13 protein-coding genes and 1 tRNA gene are annotated in these 18,678 nt (G+C 53.7%); 5 read left to right on the plus strand and 9 right to left on the minus strand.

Annotation, left to right across the window (positions count from 1 at the left end; translation table 11 throughout):
- Nucleotides 1-14: 14 nt before the first annotated feature.
- Genes citC through ACTU3N_RS07665 form a run of 3 tightly spaced genes read right to left on the minus strand, consistent with a single transcriptional unit; the run spans nucleotide 15 to nucleotide 3,207 of the window.
- Nucleotides 15-1,037, minus strand: coding sequence for a [citrate (pro-3S)-lyase] ligase (gene citC, locus ACTU3N_RS07655; protein ID WP_443085540.1), 1,023 nt, complete (start codon nucleotides 1,035-1,037; stop codon nucleotides 15-17).
- Nucleotides 1,038-1,043: 6 nt separating this feature from the next.
- Nucleotides 1,044-1,907, minus strand: a complete 864-nt coding sequence (locus ACTU3N_RS07660; RefSeq protein ID WP_443085541.1) for a fumarylacetoacetate hydrolase family protein — start codon at nucleotides 1,905-1,907, stop codon at nucleotides 1,044-1,046.
- Between the two features lie 22 nt (nucleotides 1,908-1,929).
- Complete coding sequence (locus tag ACTU3N_RS07665; RefSeq protein ID WP_443085542.1) at nucleotides 1,930-3,207, minus strand: 2-hydroxycarboxylate transporter family protein; 1,278 nt, start codon at nucleotides 3,205-3,207, stop codon at nucleotides 1,930-1,932.
- Between the two features lie 423 nt (nucleotides 3,208-3,630).
- On the opposite strand from ACTU3N_RS07665, the gene ACTU3N_RS07670 reads away from it, so the two are divergent.
- Nucleotides 3,631-5,268: an ATP-binding protein gene (locus ACTU3N_RS07670; RefSeq protein WP_443085622.1), complete on the plus strand. Its 1,638-nt coding sequence runs from the start codon at nucleotides 3,631-3,633 to the stop codon at nucleotides 5,266-5,268.
- The gene (locus ACTU3N_RS07675; RefSeq protein WP_443085543.1) at nucleotides 5,258-5,950 is read left to right on the plus strand and encodes a response regulator; all 693 of its coding nucleotides are present in this window, start codon (nucleotides 5,258-5,260) and stop codon (nucleotides 5,948-5,950) included. The genes ACTU3N_RS07670 and ACTU3N_RS07675 overlap by 11 nt, the downstream gene beginning before the upstream one ends.
- A 16-nt stretch (nucleotides 5,951-5,966) precedes the next feature.
- Here ACTU3N_RS07675 and ACTU3N_RS07680 read toward each other — a convergent pair whose 3' ends face one another.
- A complete protein-coding gene (locus ACTU3N_RS07680) occupies nucleotides 5,967-8,102 on the minus strand; it encodes an ornithine decarboxylase (protein ID WP_443085544.1) in 2,136 nt (711 codons plus the stop codon).
- Nucleotides 8,103-8,493: 391 nt separating this feature from the next.
- On the opposite strand from ACTU3N_RS07680, the gene ACTU3N_RS07685 reads away from it, so the two are divergent.
- Together ACTU3N_RS07685 and ACTU3N_RS07690 are read left to right on the plus strand one after the other, a co-directional pair.
- The gene (locus ACTU3N_RS07685; RefSeq protein WP_443085545.1) at nucleotides 8,494-9,210 is read left to right on the plus strand and encodes a DUF554 domain-containing protein; all 717 of its coding nucleotides are present in this window, start codon (nucleotides 8,494-8,496) and stop codon (nucleotides 9,208-9,210) included.
- Nucleotides 9,211-9,476: 266 nt separating this feature from the next.
- Nucleotides 9,477-9,552, plus strand: a tRNA-Phe gene (locus tag ACTU3N_RS07690).
- A gap of 205 nt (nucleotides 9,553-9,757) precedes the next feature.
- On the opposite strand, the gene ACTU3N_RS07695 is transcribed toward ACTU3N_RS07690, so the two are convergent.
- From ACTU3N_RS07695 to ACTU3N_RS07710, 4 genes are all read right to left on the minus strand, one after another.
- On the minus strand, nucleotides 9,758-10,837 hold the full coding sequence (locus tag ACTU3N_RS07695; RefSeq protein ID WP_443085546.1) for a tyrosine-type recombinase/integrase: 1,080 nt from the start codon (nucleotides 10,835-10,837) through the stop codon (nucleotides 9,758-9,760).
- A gap of 20 nt (nucleotides 10,838-10,857) precedes the next feature.
- A complete protein-coding gene (locus tag ACTU3N_RS07700; protein WP_443085547.1) occupies nucleotides 10,858-12,513 on the minus strand; it encodes a TraI domain-containing protein in 1,656 nt (551 codons plus the stop codon).
- Nucleotides 12,506-14,020, minus strand: a complete 1,515-nt coding sequence (locus ACTU3N_RS07705; protein ID WP_443085548.1) for a UvrD-helicase domain-containing protein — start codon at nucleotides 14,018-14,020, stop codon at nucleotides 12,506-12,508. Before ACTU3N_RS07705 ends, ACTU3N_RS07700 begins: the two co-directional genes overlap by 8 nt.
- A gap of 125 nt (nucleotides 14,021-14,145) precedes the next feature.
- The gene (locus ACTU3N_RS07710; RefSeq protein ID WP_443085549.1) at nucleotides 14,146-17,397 is read right to left on the minus strand and encodes an inverse autotransporter beta domain-containing protein; all 3,252 of its coding nucleotides are present in this window, start codon (nucleotides 17,395-17,397) and stop codon (nucleotides 14,146-14,148) included.
- Nucleotides 17,398-17,576: 179 nt separating this feature from the next.
- Here ACTU3N_RS07710 and ACTU3N_RS07715 point away from each other — a divergent pair, with 179 nt between their 5' ends.
- The gene (locus ACTU3N_RS07715; RefSeq protein WP_000423942.1) at nucleotides 17,577-17,969 is read left to right on the plus strand and encodes a hypothetical protein; all 393 of its coding nucleotides are present in this window, start codon (nucleotides 17,577-17,579) and stop codon (nucleotides 17,967-17,969) included.
- A gap of 6 nt (nucleotides 17,970-17,975) precedes the next feature.
- Here the strand turns inward: ACTU3N_RS07715 and ACTU3N_RS07720 are convergent, their stop codons facing one another.
- A complete protein-coding gene (locus ACTU3N_RS07720; RefSeq protein WP_443085550.1) occupies nucleotides 17,976-18,632 on the minus strand; it encodes a hypothetical protein in 657 nt (218 codons plus the stop codon).
- Nucleotides 18,633-18,678 lie beyond the last annotated feature (46 nt).

Consider the following 18,678-nt stretch of genomic DNA (forward strand, 5'->3'; position numbering starts at 1 on the left):
GATTTTCCTGATTTTTAAACAGTTTCCGCGCTGTAATGCCCTTCCAGCCAGGCGAAAGTGCTGCCCGGCACGATGTCCCGAATCCGCGACATCTGCTGTGTTTGCAGTAAACGACGCACCTCCGATGCCGAGATAGCGTGGCCTGCGGCTTTAATACGCGGGATTTCGACCACCTCCACCGCTCCGTCGAGCAGACGATGCAGGGTCTGGTTGTACTGGCGCGTCACCGCACAAAACGGCTCGCTACCGATAAAGCGGTGCGTCACCCCCAGCGCCGGGGCGATATGGTCACGGAAAATAAGCGCGTCTATCTCGCTCCACGCCTGCTGCACTTTGCCCGTCTCTTTCAGGAAATAGGCCGGAAAAGTGGCGCGCGAAATGATGTACGGCGACCCTTCGTAGACCGTGACATTGGGCAGATGAGCGACGCCGGCCTGCACCATCTTCAGCCGGGAGGCGAAAGGAAAGAACGACGCGTCTTCACGCACAACAAACAGATGCAGCCAGTCGCAAGCGCGCGCGGCCTGCTCCACCAGGTAGCGATGCCCAAGCGTAAACGGGTTAGCGTTCATCACGATTGCGCCGATGCGCGCTCCGGACCGGCGGCTGGCCTGCAAGTGGCGGCAGTAGCGCTGAAGGCCCGACGGGGTGTTTTCCATCAGCACTGCGTTGCTCCCGCTCTGCGCAATCGGCCAGAAACCACTGCGCTGAAACCGCGCCGTATTGCATGGCCGGGTGCATAAAAACAGATGAAAATGCCCGCGCGCGAGCGCCAGATGTTCCACTTCGGCCAGTAACCGGGCGCTAAGGTTCTCTCCACGTAGTCGGGCATCTACCGCCACACATTTAATGACATTGGCAGCCAGGCCCGCGCAGCCCACCAGCGTCTCGCCGCGCCAGGCTTCGACAAATGTCGTGATATCGCTATCCATGCCCAGGCCGCTATCCGCGAGCAGCATGCGGATTGCCGCCTGCCGCTGTGGGTTTGTGCTGACTTCCGCCACGCGAAAATCGATGGTAGTGGGTGCTTGCATCATACGGCCTTAGTGCGCCGCCATCAGCGTATGAGCTGGCGCGTCTATAATCACATTGCTCAGATGACCGATGTTTTCGATTTCTACTTCGATGCGATCGCCTGCCTGCATAAACAGAGGCGGGTTGCGTTTTTTACCCACACCGCCCGGCGATCCGGTGATGATCACATCGCCTGGCGTCAGGCAGGTAAAGGTACTGATGTACTCGATCAGTTCCGAAACCTTATGGATCATGCTGGCGGTGGTATCTTCCTGCACCATGCGGCCATTAAGCCAGGTGCGGATCGCTAACTGATGCGGGTCAGGGATTTCATCTGCCGTGGTCATCCACGGACCGAATGCGCCGGTCTGCCGCCAGTTTTTCCCGGCGGTAAACCAGCTGTGCTGCCAGTCACGCGCGGAGCCGTCCATATAGCAGCTGTAGCCAGCCACGTGGCTGAGCGCGACCTCGCGCGCGATATTTTCTCCCCCTTTACCGATGATCACCGCCAGCTCGCCTTCGTAGTCGAACTCGCTGGAGTGGCGCGGTTTAAGCACTGGCGCGTTGTGGCCCGTTTGTGAATCCGCAAAGCGCACAAACAGCGTCGGCGCAGGATTGTGCTCCCCGAACTCTTTGCGTTTGTCGGCATAGTTCATCCCTACGCAGAGAATTTTCCCTGGGTTATCAATCACCGGCAGGAAATTGAGCGCCGCAAAGTCCATATCCGCCGTTTCGCCGCTGAACTGTTGTGCTTCGTGCAACGCATCCGCTGCGAGCAGCGCTTTCAGGTCGCCGTAGCGATCGCCCAGCCTACGCCGCAAATCAATCACACCATCCGCTTTTACAATGCCGTAGCTGCGGCACCCTTGATGAACAAAGCTTGCGAGTTTCATATCAGTTCCTGTAATTCATAAATCAAACGAGGAAGTTGCCGAGCACCAGCAGCGACACCGAGACGTTTATCGCGCCGCCGATGCGGGTCGCAATCTGAGCGAACGGCATCAGGCTCATACGGTTGCCCGCGGTCAGGATGGCCACGTCCCCGGTTCCGCCCTGCCCGCTCTGGCAGCAGGAAACGATGGCAACATCAATCGGGTGCATACCAATCTTTTTCCCGACGAAGAAACCCGTGGCAACCAGAGCAGAAACGGTGCTGACAATCACCAGCAAATTACTGAGCGTGAAGGCATTCATCAGTTCTTCCCACGGGGTAATAGCGACACCGACGGCGAAGAGGATGGGGTAGGTAACGGAGGTCTGGAAGAATTTGTACACCACTTGTGAGCCTTCCAGCAGACGCGGAGAGACACCGTGCACGAGTTTGATAAACACAGCCACAAACAGCATGCCGACCGGCGCGGGCAGGCCAATCAGTTTATGGCCGAGCATGCCAATCATATACAGCAGTACCGCCAGCAGCGCGCCTGCCGCGATGGTGGTCACATCGGTTTTGCCGGAGAAAGCGGGCGCGGCTGAAGCCTGCTCGTCACCGTTGCTGCGGTTGGGCATCAGCTGGCCTTCGCCGGTCAGGTGTGGATAGCGTTTGCCTAACTGGTTCAGGCTGCCGGAGATAACGATCGCCGTCAGGCCACCGAGCATCACCATCGGCAGCACGCGACCCAGCGCGACGCCCTGATCCATGTGCAACAAGGTGGCATAACCAATCGATAGCGGAATGGCCCCTTCGCCGACGCCGCCTGCCATGATCGGCAGAATAATAAAGAAGAAAATCTGAAACGGCTCCATACCGAGCGCCAGACCAACGCCCATGCCGACCAGCATCCCGACGATTTCGCCACACAGCATCGGGAAGAAAATGCGTAAAAAACCCTGTATCAGCGTGGTGCGGTTCATACTCATGATGCTGCCGACAATGATGCAGCAGATGTAGAGATAGAGGATGTTGGTGGATTTGTAGAATTTTGTGGTGGACTCAACGACCACATCCGGCAGCAGGCCATAGTAGACCAGCGCCGAGGGAATAAAGGTCGCGCAGATAGCCGCCGCCCCGAGTTTACCCACTAGCGGTAAACGCTTACCGAACTCGCCGCAGGCAAAGCCAAAGAAGGCCAGCGTCGCGACCATCACCACAATATCGCTGGGCAATTTTCCGCCCAGGCAATCGACTGCAATTAATGCTCCCGCTAATAAGAAAAGGGGTAGCGGAATAATCCCCACCTTCCATGTGTCCATAATGTGCCACCACTTATCCTTGAGTGATGTTTTTTGAATCTTCAGCGATTCAGAGGTAACAGAAAAAGAATCGTCAGTTGTGCTCATAATTAAGCCCCTTGGTTATTTTTCACATGCAGAGTAAAGGGCTAAACGGATGCGTTATGTGAGGCTCGGCATAATAAGAGGAGAGTTTTAATGGCACCTATGGTTTTTATGGTTTATTTTCACCAATGTGATTTAGCACTTATTTTCAGGTGTGGTTTTTATGGTTTCTATTAAATAGAAAAACAAGTTTTCAACATTTCCAGAAATTTTATTTTTCCTCAGCTATTCACGCTTTCAATGCGGCCTGTGCAAAGGATCACAAGTTTCCAGTAAATTGGTCACGTTAATGTAAAAAGATGATACATTGACAGTTTGTTGATTGCCGCGCGTACTATGATGAAAGTATCTTTTCAGATCAAACTTTTTATTTCTCTGGTGCTTTTCTTTTCTGGCTTATTTGTATTATTAGGCATCTATTATTACAAAGATGTTGGTCGCCAGCTATATCAGGAAATGAGCGCAAGAGCCAAAATACAGGCGGAAGAAATAGCGATTATTCCGAATTTACGCCTTGCGGTAGCGAAAAATGATATTACCCAGCTGACGCAATTTATGCGCGAAGTCGCTTTGCACAGCGATGCCAGCTTTATTGTTATAGGTGATAGTAAAGGCATTCATCTATTTCATTCCGTGCATGCGGACCAGGTCGGTAAAACGCTGGTCGGTGGGGATAATGCAGATGTTCTGCGGGGCAAAAGTACAACGACCATCCGCAAAGGAGGGCTTGGGATCTCACTGCGCAGTAAAGCGCCCATTTTTGATGACCATGGCCGCGTGATAGGCATTGTCTCGGTGGGCTATCTGACCAGCTATCTCGATACCATTACGCTTGGTAAAGTCATCAATATTTTTATCGCCGCCGTCTTTCTGCTCGCCGCCCTGTTTGTCTTTTCCTGGTTTTTTACCCGCAGCATTAAAAAACAGATTTTCTCTCTGGAGCCGCGCGAAATTGGCCTGCTGGTTCGCCAACAAAAAGCGATGATGGAATCCATTTACGAAGGGGTGATTGCGATTGATAGCAGCCTGCGCATCGAAGTGATTAACCAGGCCGCGCGTAAGCTGCTGGAGTTAAGCCTGCCTACGCGGGCACTGCGCGGGAAGCTTATCAGCGAGGTCATTGCGCCGACGCCTTTTTTCGCCCACCCGCTGATCCTCAAACAGGATACTCATGATGAGATTTGCCGCTTCAACCAGCTGACGGTCATTGCCAGCCGTGTGCGCATTATGCTGGAGGGCAAACTGCAAGGCTGGGTGATCACCTTTCGCGATCGTAACGAAATAGACAGTCTTAGCGCCCAGCTAAGCCAGGTCAAACGCTATGCCGATAACCTGCGTATTATGCGCCATGAGCAGCTCAACCGCATGGCAACCCTGTCCGGCTTACTGCATCTGGGGCGTTATGACGAAGCGGTGCATTACATTCAGGCACAATCGGAGCATGCCCAGGAGCTGCTGGATTTTATCTCCTCGCGTTTTCGTTCGCCGACGCTTTGCGGCTTGTTGCTGGGTAAAACGGCCCGCGCGCGGGAAAAAGGTGTCGATCTGGCGTTCGATCCGGCGTGCCGCATGGAAAACGCCTGTCGCCTGCTGGGCGAGCCGGAGCTGATTTCGATTATCGGTAATTTGCTGGATAACGCTATCGAAGCAACGCAGCGCGCGCCATTGCCTCACGATCCGGTCGAAGTGCTGATATTGCTTAATGAACGGGAGCTTATCATTGAAGTGGCGGACCGCGGCGTGGGCATCGATCCGGCGATTCGCAAGCATATTTTTAAACGCGGCGTAACCACCAAACGCAGCGGCGGTCACGGCATTGGTCTGTATCTGATTGCCAGCTACGTGACTCAGGCGGGTGGCTCCATTGATGTTGCCGTTAACGAACCCCGCGGTACGATTTTTTCACTCTTCATCCCTGAAACGGGAGACGTACCGCGCCCTGTATATGGACTGGAAGATCAGAACTATGCAACATAACGTGATAGATGTGCTGATAGTGGAAGATGAAAACGTACTTGCGCTGCTCCATGCAGAGCTCATCAGCAAGCATCCGCGCTTAAGGTTGGCTGGTATTGCGTCTTCGCTTGCCGAAGCTCAGACGCTACTTAATCAAACGCAGCCGCAGCTCATTTTACTCGATAACTATCTCCCGGATGGCAAAGGCATCACGCTTATCAACGATCCGTTCATGGCGCAGGCGAATTGCTCGGTGATTTTTATCACCGCCGCCAGCGATATGGACACCTGTAGCCAGGCCATCCGTAACGGCGCGTTTGATTACATCCTCAAGCCTGTCTCCTGGAAACGCCTGAGCCAGTCGCTGGAACGATTTGTGCAGTTTGCCGAGCAACAGCGCGTGTGGAAGATTGTCGATCAGCAAAACGTGGATTCACTGTATCAATTACAGGCAAAAAATTACCGGCTGGATAATGGCAGCAAAGGTATTGAAGAGAACACGCTGGCGCGGGTACAAAAGCTGTTTGCCGATGACGATGCGCGCTGTTTTTCCGTGGATGAGGTCGTTAGCAAGACCGGGCTTAGTAAAACCACCACCCGGCGTTATCTGGAGCACTGTGTTGAAGCGGGTTTTTTGACGGTTGAGATGCAGTACGGCAAGATAGGCCACCCGCGACGGCTGTACCGGCGGGCAGCGGCATAAGAGCAGAAAAGAGGCGCTACTTCAGCACATAACCATACAAGCGTTTAATACCGTCGGCATCGGTTTCAGAATAGACGCCCTGCAACTCTGGCGAGAAGCCCGGCAGCAGGTTGACGCCCTCTTCCAGCGCCAGGAAATAGCGCTGCACCGCCCCGCCCCAGACTTCGCCTGGTACCACGCACAGCACGCCTGGCGGATAAGGTAACGCGCCCTCTGCGGCAATGCGCCCCCCGGCCTCGCTAATGCGCACCAGTTCTACATTGCCGCGAATAAACTCACTGTTCGCATCTTGCGGGTTCATCGCAACCACCGGCAGGCTCTCTTTGCGGAACATCGCTTTTTGCAGATCTTTTACCGCATAACTGACGTACAGGGTGTGCATCTCCTGGCATAATTCGCGCAGCGTATAATCGCGATAGCGCACCGGATATTTGTTGTAGATGGTCGGCAGCACGTCGGCAAGCGGCGTGTCGTCTTCGATATGCTGCTCAAAGCGCGCAAGCATCGCCACCAGTTGCGCCATCTTCTGGTCACTCTCTGCTGGCGTCAGCAGGAACAGGATCGAGTTGAGATCGCACTTCTCCGGCACGATACCGTTCTCGCGCAGGAAGTGAGCAAGAATCGTCGCCGGGATGCCAAATTCTGTGTAATCGCCCGTTTGGGCATCGATGCCCGGCGTGGTCAGAAGCAGCTTGCACGGATCGACAAAGTATTGCTCCCGCGCATAGCCCGAAAAACCGTGCCATTTATCGCCAGGTTCAAAGCTGAAGAAACGCCGCTCGCGTGCGATCATGTCGGTCGGATGATCCTGCCACGGGCGACCGGCAATCTCCGGCGGCACGAAAGGTTTGATCATTTTGCAGTTAGCAATGATGGCTTTGCGCGCTTCAATGCCCAGCGCCACGCACTCGGCCCACAGTCTGCGACCGCTCTCGCCCTGATGGATTTTTGCATTCACATCCAGCGCGGCAAACAACGGGTAGAACGGGCTGGTGGAAGCATGGAGCATAAATGCATTATTCAGCCGCTTATGCGGGCAAAAACGCGCCTGCCCGCGCAGATGGTTATCTTTCTTATGAATTTGCGAAGTCTGGGAGAACCCCGCCTGCTGTTTATGCACCGACTGGGTGACAAAAATGCCCGGATCGTTTTCATTCAGATCAAGCAACAGCGGCGAGCAGTCGGCCATCATCGGGATAAATTGCTCGTAGCCTACCCATGCAGAATCAAACAGAATGTAATCGCACAAGTGGCCTATCTTGTCGATCACCTGCCGCGCGTTATAGATGGTGCCATCGTAAGTACCGAGCTGGATCACCGCCAGGCGAAACGGGCGCGCCAGGGTGGACTTTTCCGGCGCTACTTCATGGATCAACTCACGTAAGTACGCGTCGTCGAAACAGCTGGCATCAATGCCGCCAATAAACCCAAACGGATTGCGCGCCGCTTCCAGATAAATCGGTGTCGCTCCGGCCTGGATCAATGCGCCGTGATGGTTAGATTTATGGTTGTTGCGATCGAATAGCACCAGATCGCCACGGGTCAGCAGTGCGTTAGTCACCACTTTATTCGCCGCAGAGGTGCCGTTGAGCACAAAATAGGTTTTGTCTGCATTAAATACTTTTGCCGCAAATTTTTGCGCGTGCTTGGCGGAGCCTTCATGGATAAGCAAATCGCCAAGTTTCACGTCGGCGTTACACATGTCGGCGCGAAAAACGTTCTCGCCAAAGAAGTCATAAAACTGCCGACCCGCCGGGTGTTTTTTGAAAAATTCACCGTGCTGATGGCCCGGGCAGGCAAAGGTGCTGTTTTTCATTTCTACATACTGGCGCAGCGTGTCGAAAAACGGCGGCAGCAGGTTCTCTTCATAGTCACAGGCTGCGGCTTCCAGCTCCAGCCACTCCTGGTCTTTACCACTGATAACCGCCGTCACACCTTGCGGCGCGTCAACAGGTTCGCGATGGAATAAAAACACCGGCACATTAAACCCGGTGTTTTTGAGCAGCGTAAGAATGCCGCTGCGACTCTCCGCCAGGGTAATGACGACTGCCGCCACGTCCGTAAAATCAGTACTGTCCAGCGTCACCTTTTCTCGGTGCGTGGACAGCGTGGAGACCAGCTCATGGCTGGCGGCAATTTTCATTGATTTCATAAGCACGAATACCCGTTTCAGGGGAGTAGAAAGCCCCGGACGAAGCAGCAACCTCGCCCAACGAATGTGTCTGACTGGAACCGGCTCTGGCCGCCAGACATCAGTAAAAGCAGACCGTGTCCGATCTTACTGTTGCCCTGCGCTGAGCGTGCGTTAACCTCACCGCATGATGGGTAAGTTAAGTGGCAGAATGAGGGGCGCGCGCGCAAATAAGGAGCCGTAATATGATGCGCGGCAATCGGCTGAAATGTGTTTCATCAGGCGGCTCCCTGGATGGGTGAAAATTCACGCAATCATGGCACCTTTCCCCTGCTGGCGCAACCAACTGGCAATGGCTGCGCATAAAAATGTTATTCTGTGCCGTATCTTATTCAGTAAGGGAGAGAACCCAGTGGTAACTGGCCCGTTTATTAATGCCGCAGCGGTTTTGCTGGGCGGTACGCTCGGTGCGCTGCTCAGCCACCGCCTGCCGGAGCGCGTGCGTTCTTCTATGCCGTCGATTTTTGGTCTCGCTTCGCTTGGTATTGGCATCCTGCTGGTGATTAAGTGCGTGAATCTGCCAGTGATGGTGCTGGCGACGCTGCTGGGTACGTTGATTGGCGAGCTTTGTTATGTTGAGCGGGGGATCGGCGGCGGGGTTAACGCGCTGCGTAATTTGCTGACAAAACGCAAAGCTGAGACCGTAAATAGCGCGCATGAATCGTTTTTACAAAGCATGGTGGCAATTATTATTCTTTTTTGTGCCAGCGGCACCGGTATTTTCGGCGCCATGCGCGAAGGGATGACGGGCGACTCCAGCATTCTTATTGCCAAAGCGTTTCTCGATTTCTTTACCGCCACGATTTTTGCGACCACGCTCGGTTTTGCGGTGGCAACGATTTGTGTCCCAATGCTGATAATCCAGCTAACGCTTGCCGCCTGCGCGACGCTGATTCTGCCGCTCACCACTCCTGCCATGATGGGCGATTTCACTGCCGTTGGCGGTGTTTTGCTACTGGCAACCGGCCTGCGCATCTGCGGGATAAAGATGTTCGCCGTGGCGAATATGCTGCCTGCTCTGTTGATTGCTATGCCTATTTCTGCCCTGTGGAGCACATTTTTTGCCTGACTGGCGCGTACGTATTCACGAAGCCTCGACACCAGCGGGGCTTTTTTCTGTCCTGGATAGTGTTCCCACACGTTAGAAAAACAGATGAGTTATCTGCAATCATAAACAAAGCTTTGATGCTGTAGTGAGCCAGCGTCAGTGTTGAAACATTCAGGCTGACATTTAGACAAAATCAACACTTTTTGCCGAAAAAACACGCGCATGAGCGATTCTCTGAAGATTTTCCATTGACGAAGCCACGCTAATCCAGTTTAATACGCCCCGTTGCCCGGATAGCTCAGTCGGTAGAGCAGGGGATTGAAAATCCCCGTGTCCTTGGTTCGATTCCGAGTCCGGGCACCACCGCATCAAAGCACGTTGGTTAAGGGATGAGATCCTTAACGGGCGTTTAATACAGGATTCGGTCATTATGGAATCTCCATCAGCGTAGTTTGGTTACACTGGTTGAATTCAGAATCGTATCCTCAAACAGGGTGTCTGTTCCAGCAGACGCCCTGTTCTCGTTGCTGTATATTCTTACAACCTGAAATATCCCTGTCAAGTTGTGTTAATTTTCCGTCTCTTCTTCCCTGTTCTCTCCCGCTTTACAAACCTCACTGACCGTTCGTGTGTCGGTATACAGACCCAGCGCCGTCTCCAGCGTTCCGGCTGCGGATGCAGCACTGACATCCACATACTCCATGGTCGTCGCAATACTCTGATGCCCCAGCATGGATTTAACCAGATGCATGTTTCGTTCCGGTGACTCCATCAGAATCGTCGCCAGCGTGTGCCTGAAACGGTGGGCAGAAACCAGAAAACCACACTCCCGTGACAGACGCCTGAAAAATCCCTTGACCGCCTGATGGGCACGCGCCGGACAATACACATAATCATCAGGCTCAATACAGTCTGTAAACCGGCAGACATCAAACAAAAAATCATCAGGACCGGCTCCCAGACGTCGGGCCCGTGACAGGAGAAGTTCCAGGGGGGCTTTCAGTGGCGCCACGATCGGCACACACCACTCGCGGTGTGTTTTACTTCCCTCCAGTTGCAGTTCAATCACCCCTTCTCCGGGGCGAACATCCTTCAGCCTGATATGCTGCAGCTGATTAAAGCGCATCCCGGTATAACGCAACACATCCAGAACCGTCAGCCAGTATCTTGCCGGATACAGGGCATTACGTCGCCGGTCGCAGGGTACCCTCTGCTGTGTTTCATATTCAGCAAACTTCTGAACAACCAGATAAACCTGGATCATCTGATCTTTGTTCAGCGTCTTCTTCTTTTTCGCCTCCTTTGCCACCGATGCCTCACATAACGGGTTTTCTGTCTGAGGCAGCAGCCCTTTTTTGATCCCGAAACCAAAAATCGCCCGGAGATGCGCCACCTTGTTATTCCACGTGTATGTTGAAAGTGACTGCGTTTTCAGAACCTGACGTCGCCAGCGCTGAATATCACGCTGGGTCACATCCGCCGGAAATCCCCCCTCTCCCATAAAATCAACAAATCCCCGGACAACCTTGCGGTAACTCCATTCCGTATCCGGACGCAGGTTTCTCGAGAAAAAATACTCATCAAGCAGTTCATCCCAGGTCAGTTTCCCGGCCTTCTTTGATCCCATAAAAGCTCCATAACAAATCATTCCTTCCCCGCAGCATTCCGTCACGGAAATGTGATAAACGGGCTGTCTCCGGGGAGTCCTTTTCCGCTGAACAGACTGCGGCTTTTCACCAGATAACCGCTGACAGGTTGATAACGCCCTGTTCGTTCCGCCGAATCATACAGTCTGGCCTGAACAAAACGCTCCCCGGAACGAACCCGATGAAGCCCCGCACGCTCAAATACGGACTGAACATAACGGCGATCATGATTGCTCCCCGTCTGTTTCAGATACAGGTAAAACACATCCGGCACACGCAGAAAAGCATATCCGGCAATCAGATGAACTCTGGCATCAGGCTGATTCACCGGGATCTCTCCCGAATCCAGTCCATGTCTGAGCCATTCAACAAATTCACCACTACTGCCTGAAGCCCTGACATTTTCCGTACTGTTCCGGTCCTGTGAGTGCTCTGGTGATTTTTTTATCTCCTGAGCCGGCTCACTGATACATAAAACAGAGCCAAAAATCCCCGTGTCTTGCGCAGGATCACTTTCCGCACCAGCCTGTTCACTGTTTGCACAACCTGATTCATCAGAAACTGTCTCTTTATTTTCAACAGGTTCTGCCACATCAACCTCCGAGAGCTCTGTGTCATCACTGACTGCTGAAAACAGACTCAGCAGCATATCGGTATCATCATGGAGGCCCTGCTCCTCCGGAACCTTTTCCTCCGTGTCTGTTGCAGACTGCAACGTATCCGGGACTACTGCTTCGGCCTCACCACTTCCTGAAACAGAGGGCTGCAGCGTAAATCCTTTCTCCTCCGTAGCGGTTGCCGGCGTCTCTGGCACACTGGCCTCTGTTGATGTTTCTGGCTGGCTCTCAGATGGCACATTGCCTTCAGACTGCACAGTGGTTTCTGAAGGCAAAGGTGCCGTTACGGGTTCCGTTACTGGCGACGCAAGAAGCGGACTCTCCACCTCTTCTGCCGCTGTTTTCAGAACTGAACGAATCAATGCCATCTCCGGATGCTGATGCCAGACTGCACCCGCCAGATTCTGTAATGCCCCCGGCACAGTGGCCAGCCAGGCTGTCGCCCCCTCCGGCAACAGCTGCCCGGCCATCACCGCTGCCAGTTGCTGAGCCTCTGAACCCTGCAGACGTTGCTGCCGGTAGCGGAAACGAAATGCTTCATCCGGTGATGACATCCCCGGCTGCCATAACTTTCCGCTGACCAGTTCCCCCTCCAGGTGAGCAAGAAGTGGCAGGTGATAAAACAGAGCTGACCAGAACACCACGGCATTCCATACACCGGACTGTGCAGCCTGCTCTTCCGGTGTGGCACCGGGCGGAAACATATATCCTCTGGCCAGACGAACGGCATAGGTAGTGAACTGCAGCGTCAGGTCGCCAAAACCGTTGGCATCTGCCCACCGGGAGTCTCTGGCAGCGGGAACGTTCTGCGCTGCCATCAGGAGTTTTTGTACCGGCGCCAGACAGAACTGCTGATACACGTCGGATGGCATACTGCTGTTTTCCCATAACTGCTTCAGACACTGTTTCCTGCGTGGTGTGGACGTCAGCTCCTCTGCAGTCCGGGGTATATAAAAACCTTCCGGCAGATGTTCCGGCTGGCGTGCGGTTTCCGGGGTGGTTGTCTCAGTACTGCTGGTATTGCTGTTACCGGGAAGCAGTTTTTTCAGGCGATTAAGCATTTTCACCCCCCTGCCCGTATACGGCATCGTTTTCCCCGTTTTCTGACGGTGATGTCTCTGTTGCTTTCTGGCTTTGTTCATCTCTGCCAGCCTCTTCCGCCAGCTGGCGCATCAGACTGCTCAGTACCAGGGTTTTACGGGCACGGGTGACCGCAACGTACAACAGGTTAGTTTCGTCCCTCCGTTCATCTTCCGGCATCAGCGGGTCGGTGATATCCGCAAAATCCTCATCCAGTATCACCACCGGCCATTCCAGTCCCTTACTGCGGTGAGCCGTTGACACGGTAATATCCGCATCCTTCTCACACGTGACGGTATGCTCCCGCAGAAGCTTCAGTTTCACCGGTAACGGGAAACAGATATCCAGCAGGCGAATGGCCTGATTCATCTCCACATCCCGGGTGGATTTGGCTATCCGGCAGTATTCATCAAAATCGCGGTAATCCCGCCGCAGAACATCAGACTGCATTTTTTCCGGCATATCGGCAGAAAACCAGTACAGGTCCTCCAGTGCCTCAGTCCGGTAACCTTCAATACCGCCCACCCAGTACACCTTCCTGCCGCTCAGACTGGCCATCAGTGCCGTGCATATCACACCCGCCACCGTCCGGCTCAGTACCGTCTGGTGCCCTTCCGGTTTATCCGCTCCGGTGCGACCCATCAGTATTTCATCTTCCCCGCCACTGCCGGTCACCTGTCGTGTCTCACCGGCACGCTGCAAAAGCAGATTCGCCATCCGGGCCACTGACGGGCCAAAACGGAAACTCTGCGTCAGCCACAGACGGTCTGCATCGTTCAGGGACGGAAGAGAAAGCGCATTATCTGCACCACGAAAGCGGTAAATCTGCTGGTAACGGTCGCCCACCAGTATCACCCTGCAGGGCTGACTGAGCACCAGTGTAGACGTCACCGGATTGGCGTCCTGTGCCTCATCAAACAGAATGGTGTCCCAGCGCCGGGACAGGTCCGGGGATGACAGCTGGAACAGCTTCAGGTAGGTATCATGCGTGACAGGAAATGTGCCGTCAGGGCGACTCATTTCATGCCATAGCACCTGCACCGCCTGCAGGATGGCTGAAACATCCGTGCCGGCACGGGTATCCTCATCCGGCAGGTGCTGCAGCCCCGGCTCCGTGTCAGCACTGCACAGAAACTGATTCAGACTGCTGAGTGCCAGACGAACCAGCAGCCAGTGACGGGTGTTCAGCTTTCTGGCCACATCCGTGATACGCAGGCTGGCAACCAGGCGATTCCGGTAATGTCTGCCGAAGCGCGACCAGGCCAGTTGGTGGGAGGTTTTGCACTCCACATTAAACGGAAATTTACGCTCTGCTTCATCGCGTACAGAACGGTTATAAGCCAGATACAGCATTCTGCTGTCAGGGTTTGCCAGTGCATACTGAACCAGGGTACTGGTCTTTCCTGTCCCGGCAAAGGCGTTCACAACCAGCTTCTGCCCCTGCCAGTGGATAATGGCAGACTGTTCATCGGTGGGTGTCAGTGACATACAGGCCCCTGTAAAGAAAAAATGGTGCGCACACTCTGCATCACTGCAAAACGTGCACACCATCATTAACTCTTTACCGGTGTCGCGAAATTATTCCGTCCGGTACATATCAGCTATATGACTGATTAGCGGCAGGCGTAATAACCACTCGGCCCGGACAGCACACCAACGGTGCCTTGCGGGAGATAGAATGCCCGATAGTAGGTTCTGCCATTCTGTACCACGGTGGTGCTGCTGAACAGCCAGTTGCTGGCCAGTGATGTCCAGCCCGGATATTTCTGGAGCTCTCCCCACTCACTGATAATTCCGTTCAACTGACCTTCTGTTGCAACGCCTGCATTAAGCGCCTTACAGGTATGGATAGCTGAACCCGGAATATCAATGTTGAGGTAACCACTTTCCGTCGCACTCTGCGCAAACCAGTTGCTGCCCATGTTCAGGGTTACCGTCTGTCCGTCCGTATCCGTGCCGCTCAGGGTGACACCTGCCGGATTGCTTTTCACGGTCATGATATTACCGTTGATACTTACGGCCGGTGAGGATGCCGTCCAGGTGACTGGGCCGGCGGCATTCTCCGTATCGATACGGAATTTCGCGCCTGGCCAGGTGCTGTTGGGGACACGTTTGCCAAAATTTTTGCCGTCTGCGCCAGTGGCATCGATGCCGGTGACGCTGCTGACTGTCAGGGCAGGCATGACCGTGATGACGGGGGCTGTGTACTGCCGGCCATACGCATCAGCGGTAATAGTGGCCGTTCCTGGCATGATACTTTCCCACGTCGTGGTGGTACGCCCCTGTGCATCTGTGGTGCCCTGTGTCTGCCAGAGATTACCGCTGTCAGCATGCCAGTCCACGCGTTCGCCACTGACCGGGTTGCCTGCGGCATCCGTCAGCGTCAGGGTGACCGTCTGTCTGGTTCCCGGATAAACACGCTCTTTTTCAACCGTGATGACACCACGGACGGTACGGGTGAAGGTGACAGACTGTGCGCTGATTTGTTTACCGTCCACGGTGGCATTAACCACGGCCTGTCCGGCCTGCGTGCTGGTCAGCGTCACAGTGGCTTCGCCCTGTGTACTGGTTGTGCCCTGCAGGGTCGAAAGTGTGCCCAGGTCGGTGCTCCACTGCACGGCCTTATCCTTCACGGGCTGACCTGCCGCGTCACGCACGTTCAGGGTGTACGTGATGACGTCATTTCCGTCTGCCACAGCAGTGGTTCTGCCGGCCTGCAGGGTGAGATACAACTGCTGCGTGAAGCTGATGCGGGGCGCACTTACTGTGGTGGTCGTACCGTTCAGGGAAAGCGATACCTGTGCATTACCAGCCTGTGTACTGGTCAGGGTGGCAGAAGCGGCACCGGCGGCATTTGTCACTGCATCCTGCTGTGTGAACTGTCCGTTGTCCGTGTGCCAGGTGACAGCCTGCCCGGCGACAGGAACACCGGCGGCATCCCGGATGACAGCAGTCAGAATGATGCTGTCCTGTCCGTCGGCAACGGCGGAGGTTTTGTTCACCACAATAGCGGTATCCGGACGGTTTTCAAACGTCACCGGGGCGGCACTGATGGTGGTGCCGTCCACAGAGGCATTCACCACCGCCTGTCCGGCACGGGTGCTGGTCAGTTGCACAGACAACTGACCGTTCTGGTCGGTGGTGCCCTGCGTCCGGCTCAGTTGCCCGGTTGTGGTGGTGAATGTGACGTTTTTCCCGGAAAGGGGCTTACCGTCAGTGGTTTTCAGCGTCAGGGTGTAACTGACCGCCTCCTGACCATCTGCCAGTGCCTGAGTACGGTCAGGCAGCAGTTCTCCCTGCATGGCGGCAACGAAGGTCACATCAGCCGCTTTTGCCGTCTGGTTACGGGTGGTGGCCGCAACCCGGATAATACCGGCGGTCTGACTGGTCAGGGTGGCTGTGGCCATACCGTCAGCGTTCGTGGTGTTCTCACCATTCAGCGTGCCGCCGTTGTGTTCCCAGCGTACAGCCTGTCCGCTGACCGGTTTTCCGTCACTGCCCGTGACGGTCAGGGTGTACCGCACACTGTCTGCACCGTCTGCAGTGGCCGTGGTTTTATCCGTGCTGACCGCCAGCCACTGCTGTACTGCCGGGGACACCAGAATACGGGTACGGGCAATATCAGAGAGGTTGCCACGGGTATCCCGCGCCCTGCCGGAGAGCGTGACACTCTGACGGTCGGATGACCAGGCGGGTAACTGCAGTGTAATCTGGTTGCCAGTGTTGCTGATAATCTTCCCGCCAGCCTGACGCAGTTCTGCATCGTCAAGCTCGATACGGGACAGCCCGTATTTTGCGTTTACCTGTGGCGTCAGGGTGACGGTCGTCAGCTCTGCACCGTACACATCCGGTGGCAGCTGCAGGGTAATCAGCGTCTGTTTGCGGTATTCCAGCACAACATCATTGTTACGGTTCACCAGTTCCAGGCGGTTAGCGGCCAGTGAACGTTGCGCGCCCACCCGGCTGCTGTCCAGCTGATGCGCCAGCGGTTCACCGATACGGTATGTCAGGCCGAGGTTCAGGCGGGTGTCGTCAGCCCCGTTTTTGCCCCGGCGGTAATCGACGCCGGTGGTCAGCAGCGGAAACGGCGTCCAGGTGACACCGGCTGTGATGGCGTGAGGATTTTTCTGGCGTTCAGACTCACCGAACAGCGCCACTTCATTCCCGTAATACTGCTCGTAAACCAGCTTACCGCCCAGTTGCGGGTACGCAGGCAGCCAGCCTTCGGCACGGATATCCCAGCCGTCAGCCGGACGTTCGTCATAATCGGTAACGGTCGGGGACTGCCGCCAGTCAGACAGGCGTTTGTACCCATTGGCGGACAGCTTCAGGTAATCACGCCAGGCTTCCACGCCAATCCCGTAGCGGCGGTTGGTGTTGCGCCAGTCCACGTCATAAAACACGTTGTACCCCAGCATCCAGCCGTTATCCGTGAAGTAACGGTGGCCCAGACCGGCATTGGTGGTGAATCGCCCGTCGTTATCCCGCATCCCGAGCTGGGTGAACAGCACGTTCTTCGGGGTGTTGTAAAACGGCAGCAGGACGTCAAGCGACGAACCTTTCAGAGAGAAGTCACTGTCCACACTCAGCTGCGTTTTCGCCGTACCAGACTGATTCAGCCACTGCGTAACCGCATCTGCTGCCTGCCCAGAAGCCTGGCTGGTCAGCAACTGGCGGGCTGCATCACCACTGTTACTGCCCTGCAGCACACGTCCGGCCTCCACCGCCGTCTGTGCCACAGACTGCCCGTCAGCCTGAAAGACGCCGGCAAATGCCGGGGTAACCTGAAAAAAGAACTGCAATCCGGCCAGCCCATAAACTGCGACACGTCTTACCTGTGAAGAAGATGGATTTGTCTTTACCATCAATATTCTCCTGCTTCAGCAAATGAAGCAGGGAATATCGTCAGAAAGCAACAGACCGTGAACAAATAACTCTTTTTTGTATTCCGTAAATTTCTCAGAAGGGAAAAAGAATTAATTGTCGTCAACACTTTCAACAGGTCGCATCATCAACAGATGACAACAACCGGAAGGACACCGCGATGGAGTTGACAGCAGACCTGCTGAAAAGCCTTAACAACATCAGACAAAATGCCACCATATATGTTCACGCATACCACTATACTGATGATGAAAAATGCGTTATGGCACCACGCTCATCCCTGCCCTCACTGAAGTTAACCGTGCTGCAGTCAGAAAGAATTATCAATCTGCTTCTGAGTGGTTCCGGTTATATCAGGCATGACGGGTATGTTCAGGGATATGGAGAAAAAACTGTGGCAACTTTCACAATACAGGGGGAGGGACGCTATCGTTTCAGAGCAGACTTATCACAAAATGGGGAAAGTAATATAGCCAGCAATGCACTAAATCACTGGCTACATCGTATCCATAAAACAGATATCATTGTTCTGTCTGTTGTTCTAATGCAATAGATTTATTTATATAATTTTATTAATTAACTCTGCAAAAGATTTTGGTATCCGGCTCTGATCACTGGTCCACATCAGTATGTAGTTATGTTTTTTCAAGATATCAATAAAGTGTTGGACATCATTTGCCGGGCTGTTTGTACAGGTAAACAATTTTCGTAGCGTTTTTTCCCTGGGACGTTGATCTTCGGGGAGTTTCTTGATGCCTATTAATATAGTTTTATGAGCATCATCAATAACCCCAGTTAATGAGTTACATACTTTCGGCCATACAGTTCTGATAGTTTCTATTTTTCTTTTAAAGGAAAGCGTCTGCGGAATCGCGTCGTTTAATTCGTTCAGAAAGTTATTAAATGAAAAATGGCTGCCACCAGGTGTCAACTGTAATTCATCTGACAAAATTTGCTGCTGCGAGGGCGTTATATACACGTTAAAAACACCGTTTTTTCGACTTCCATACAGTTTTAGTCGCAATAAAACATTAACATTACGGAGATAAATAAACAAACTGTCTCCAGATATATTTTTATCTTCTGGTGCAAAAAAGATCATAAATACAAAACAACCTCGACCAATACATGTCTCAAAAGCAATTGTAGGTTCTTTATTTACCCATGCATATGAATATATTGAGCGCAATCTTGAAAAGTTAAAACAGATACTCATACAATCACCTAAACAAACCATATTATCACTTATAACGGGAAACCCA

Origin of the sequence: Vagococcus sp. WN89Y, assembly GCF_052220145.1 — a bacterium.
GTDB lineage: Bacteria > Pseudomonadota > Gammaproteobacteria > Enterobacterales > Enterobacteriaceae > Kosakonia.

What these genes read in the sequence shown, in the direction of transcription:
- citC (WP_443085540.1), bottom strand. Translation starts at nt 1,037, where the DNA reads ATGATGCAAGCACCCACTACCATCGATTTTCGCGTGGCGGAAGTCAGC.
- ACTU3N_RS07660 (WP_443085541.1), bottom strand. Translation starts at nt 1,907, where the DNA reads ATGAAACTCGCAAGCTTTGTTCATCAAGGGTGCCGCAGCTACGGCATT.
- ACTU3N_RS07665 (WP_443085542.1), bottom strand. Translation starts at nt 3,207, where the DNA reads ATGGACACATGGAAGGTGGGGATTATTCCGCTACCCCTTTTCTTATTA.
- ACTU3N_RS07670 (WP_443085622.1), top strand. Translation starts at nt 3,631, where the DNA reads ATGAAAGTATCTTTTCAGATCAAACTTTTTATTTCTCTGGTGCTTTTC.
- ACTU3N_RS07675 (WP_443085543.1), top strand. Translation starts at nt 5,258, where the DNA reads ATGCAACATAACGTGATAGATGTGCTGATAGTGGAAGATGAAAACGTA.
- ACTU3N_RS07680 (WP_443085544.1), bottom strand. Translation starts at nt 8,102, where the DNA reads ATGAAATCAATGAAAATTGCCGCCAGCCATGAGCTGGTCTCCACGCTG.
- ACTU3N_RS07695 (WP_443085546.1), bottom strand. Translation starts at nt 10,837, where the DNA reads ATGATTTGTTATGGAGCTTTTATGGGATCAAAGAAGGCCGGGAAACTG.
- ACTU3N_RS07700 (WP_443085547.1), bottom strand. Translation starts at nt 12,513, where the DNA reads ATGCTTAATCGCCTGAAAAAACTGCTTCCCGGTAACAGCAATACCAGC.
- ACTU3N_RS07705 (WP_443085548.1), bottom strand. Translation starts at nt 14,020, where the DNA reads ATGTCACTGACACCCACCGATGAACAGTCTGCCATTATCCACTGGCAG.
- ACTU3N_RS07710 (WP_443085549.1), bottom strand. Translation starts at nt 17,397, where the DNA reads ATGGTAAAGACAAATCCATCTTCTTCACAGGTAAGACGTGTCGCAGTT.
- ACTU3N_RS07715 (WP_000423942.1), top strand. Translation starts at nt 17,577, where the DNA reads ATGGAGTTGACAGCAGACCTGCTGAAAAGCCTTAACAACATCAGACAA.
- ACTU3N_RS07720 (WP_443085550.1), bottom strand. Translation starts at nt 18,632, where the DNA reads ATGAGTATCTGTTTTAACTTTTCAAGATTGCGCTCAATATATTCATAT.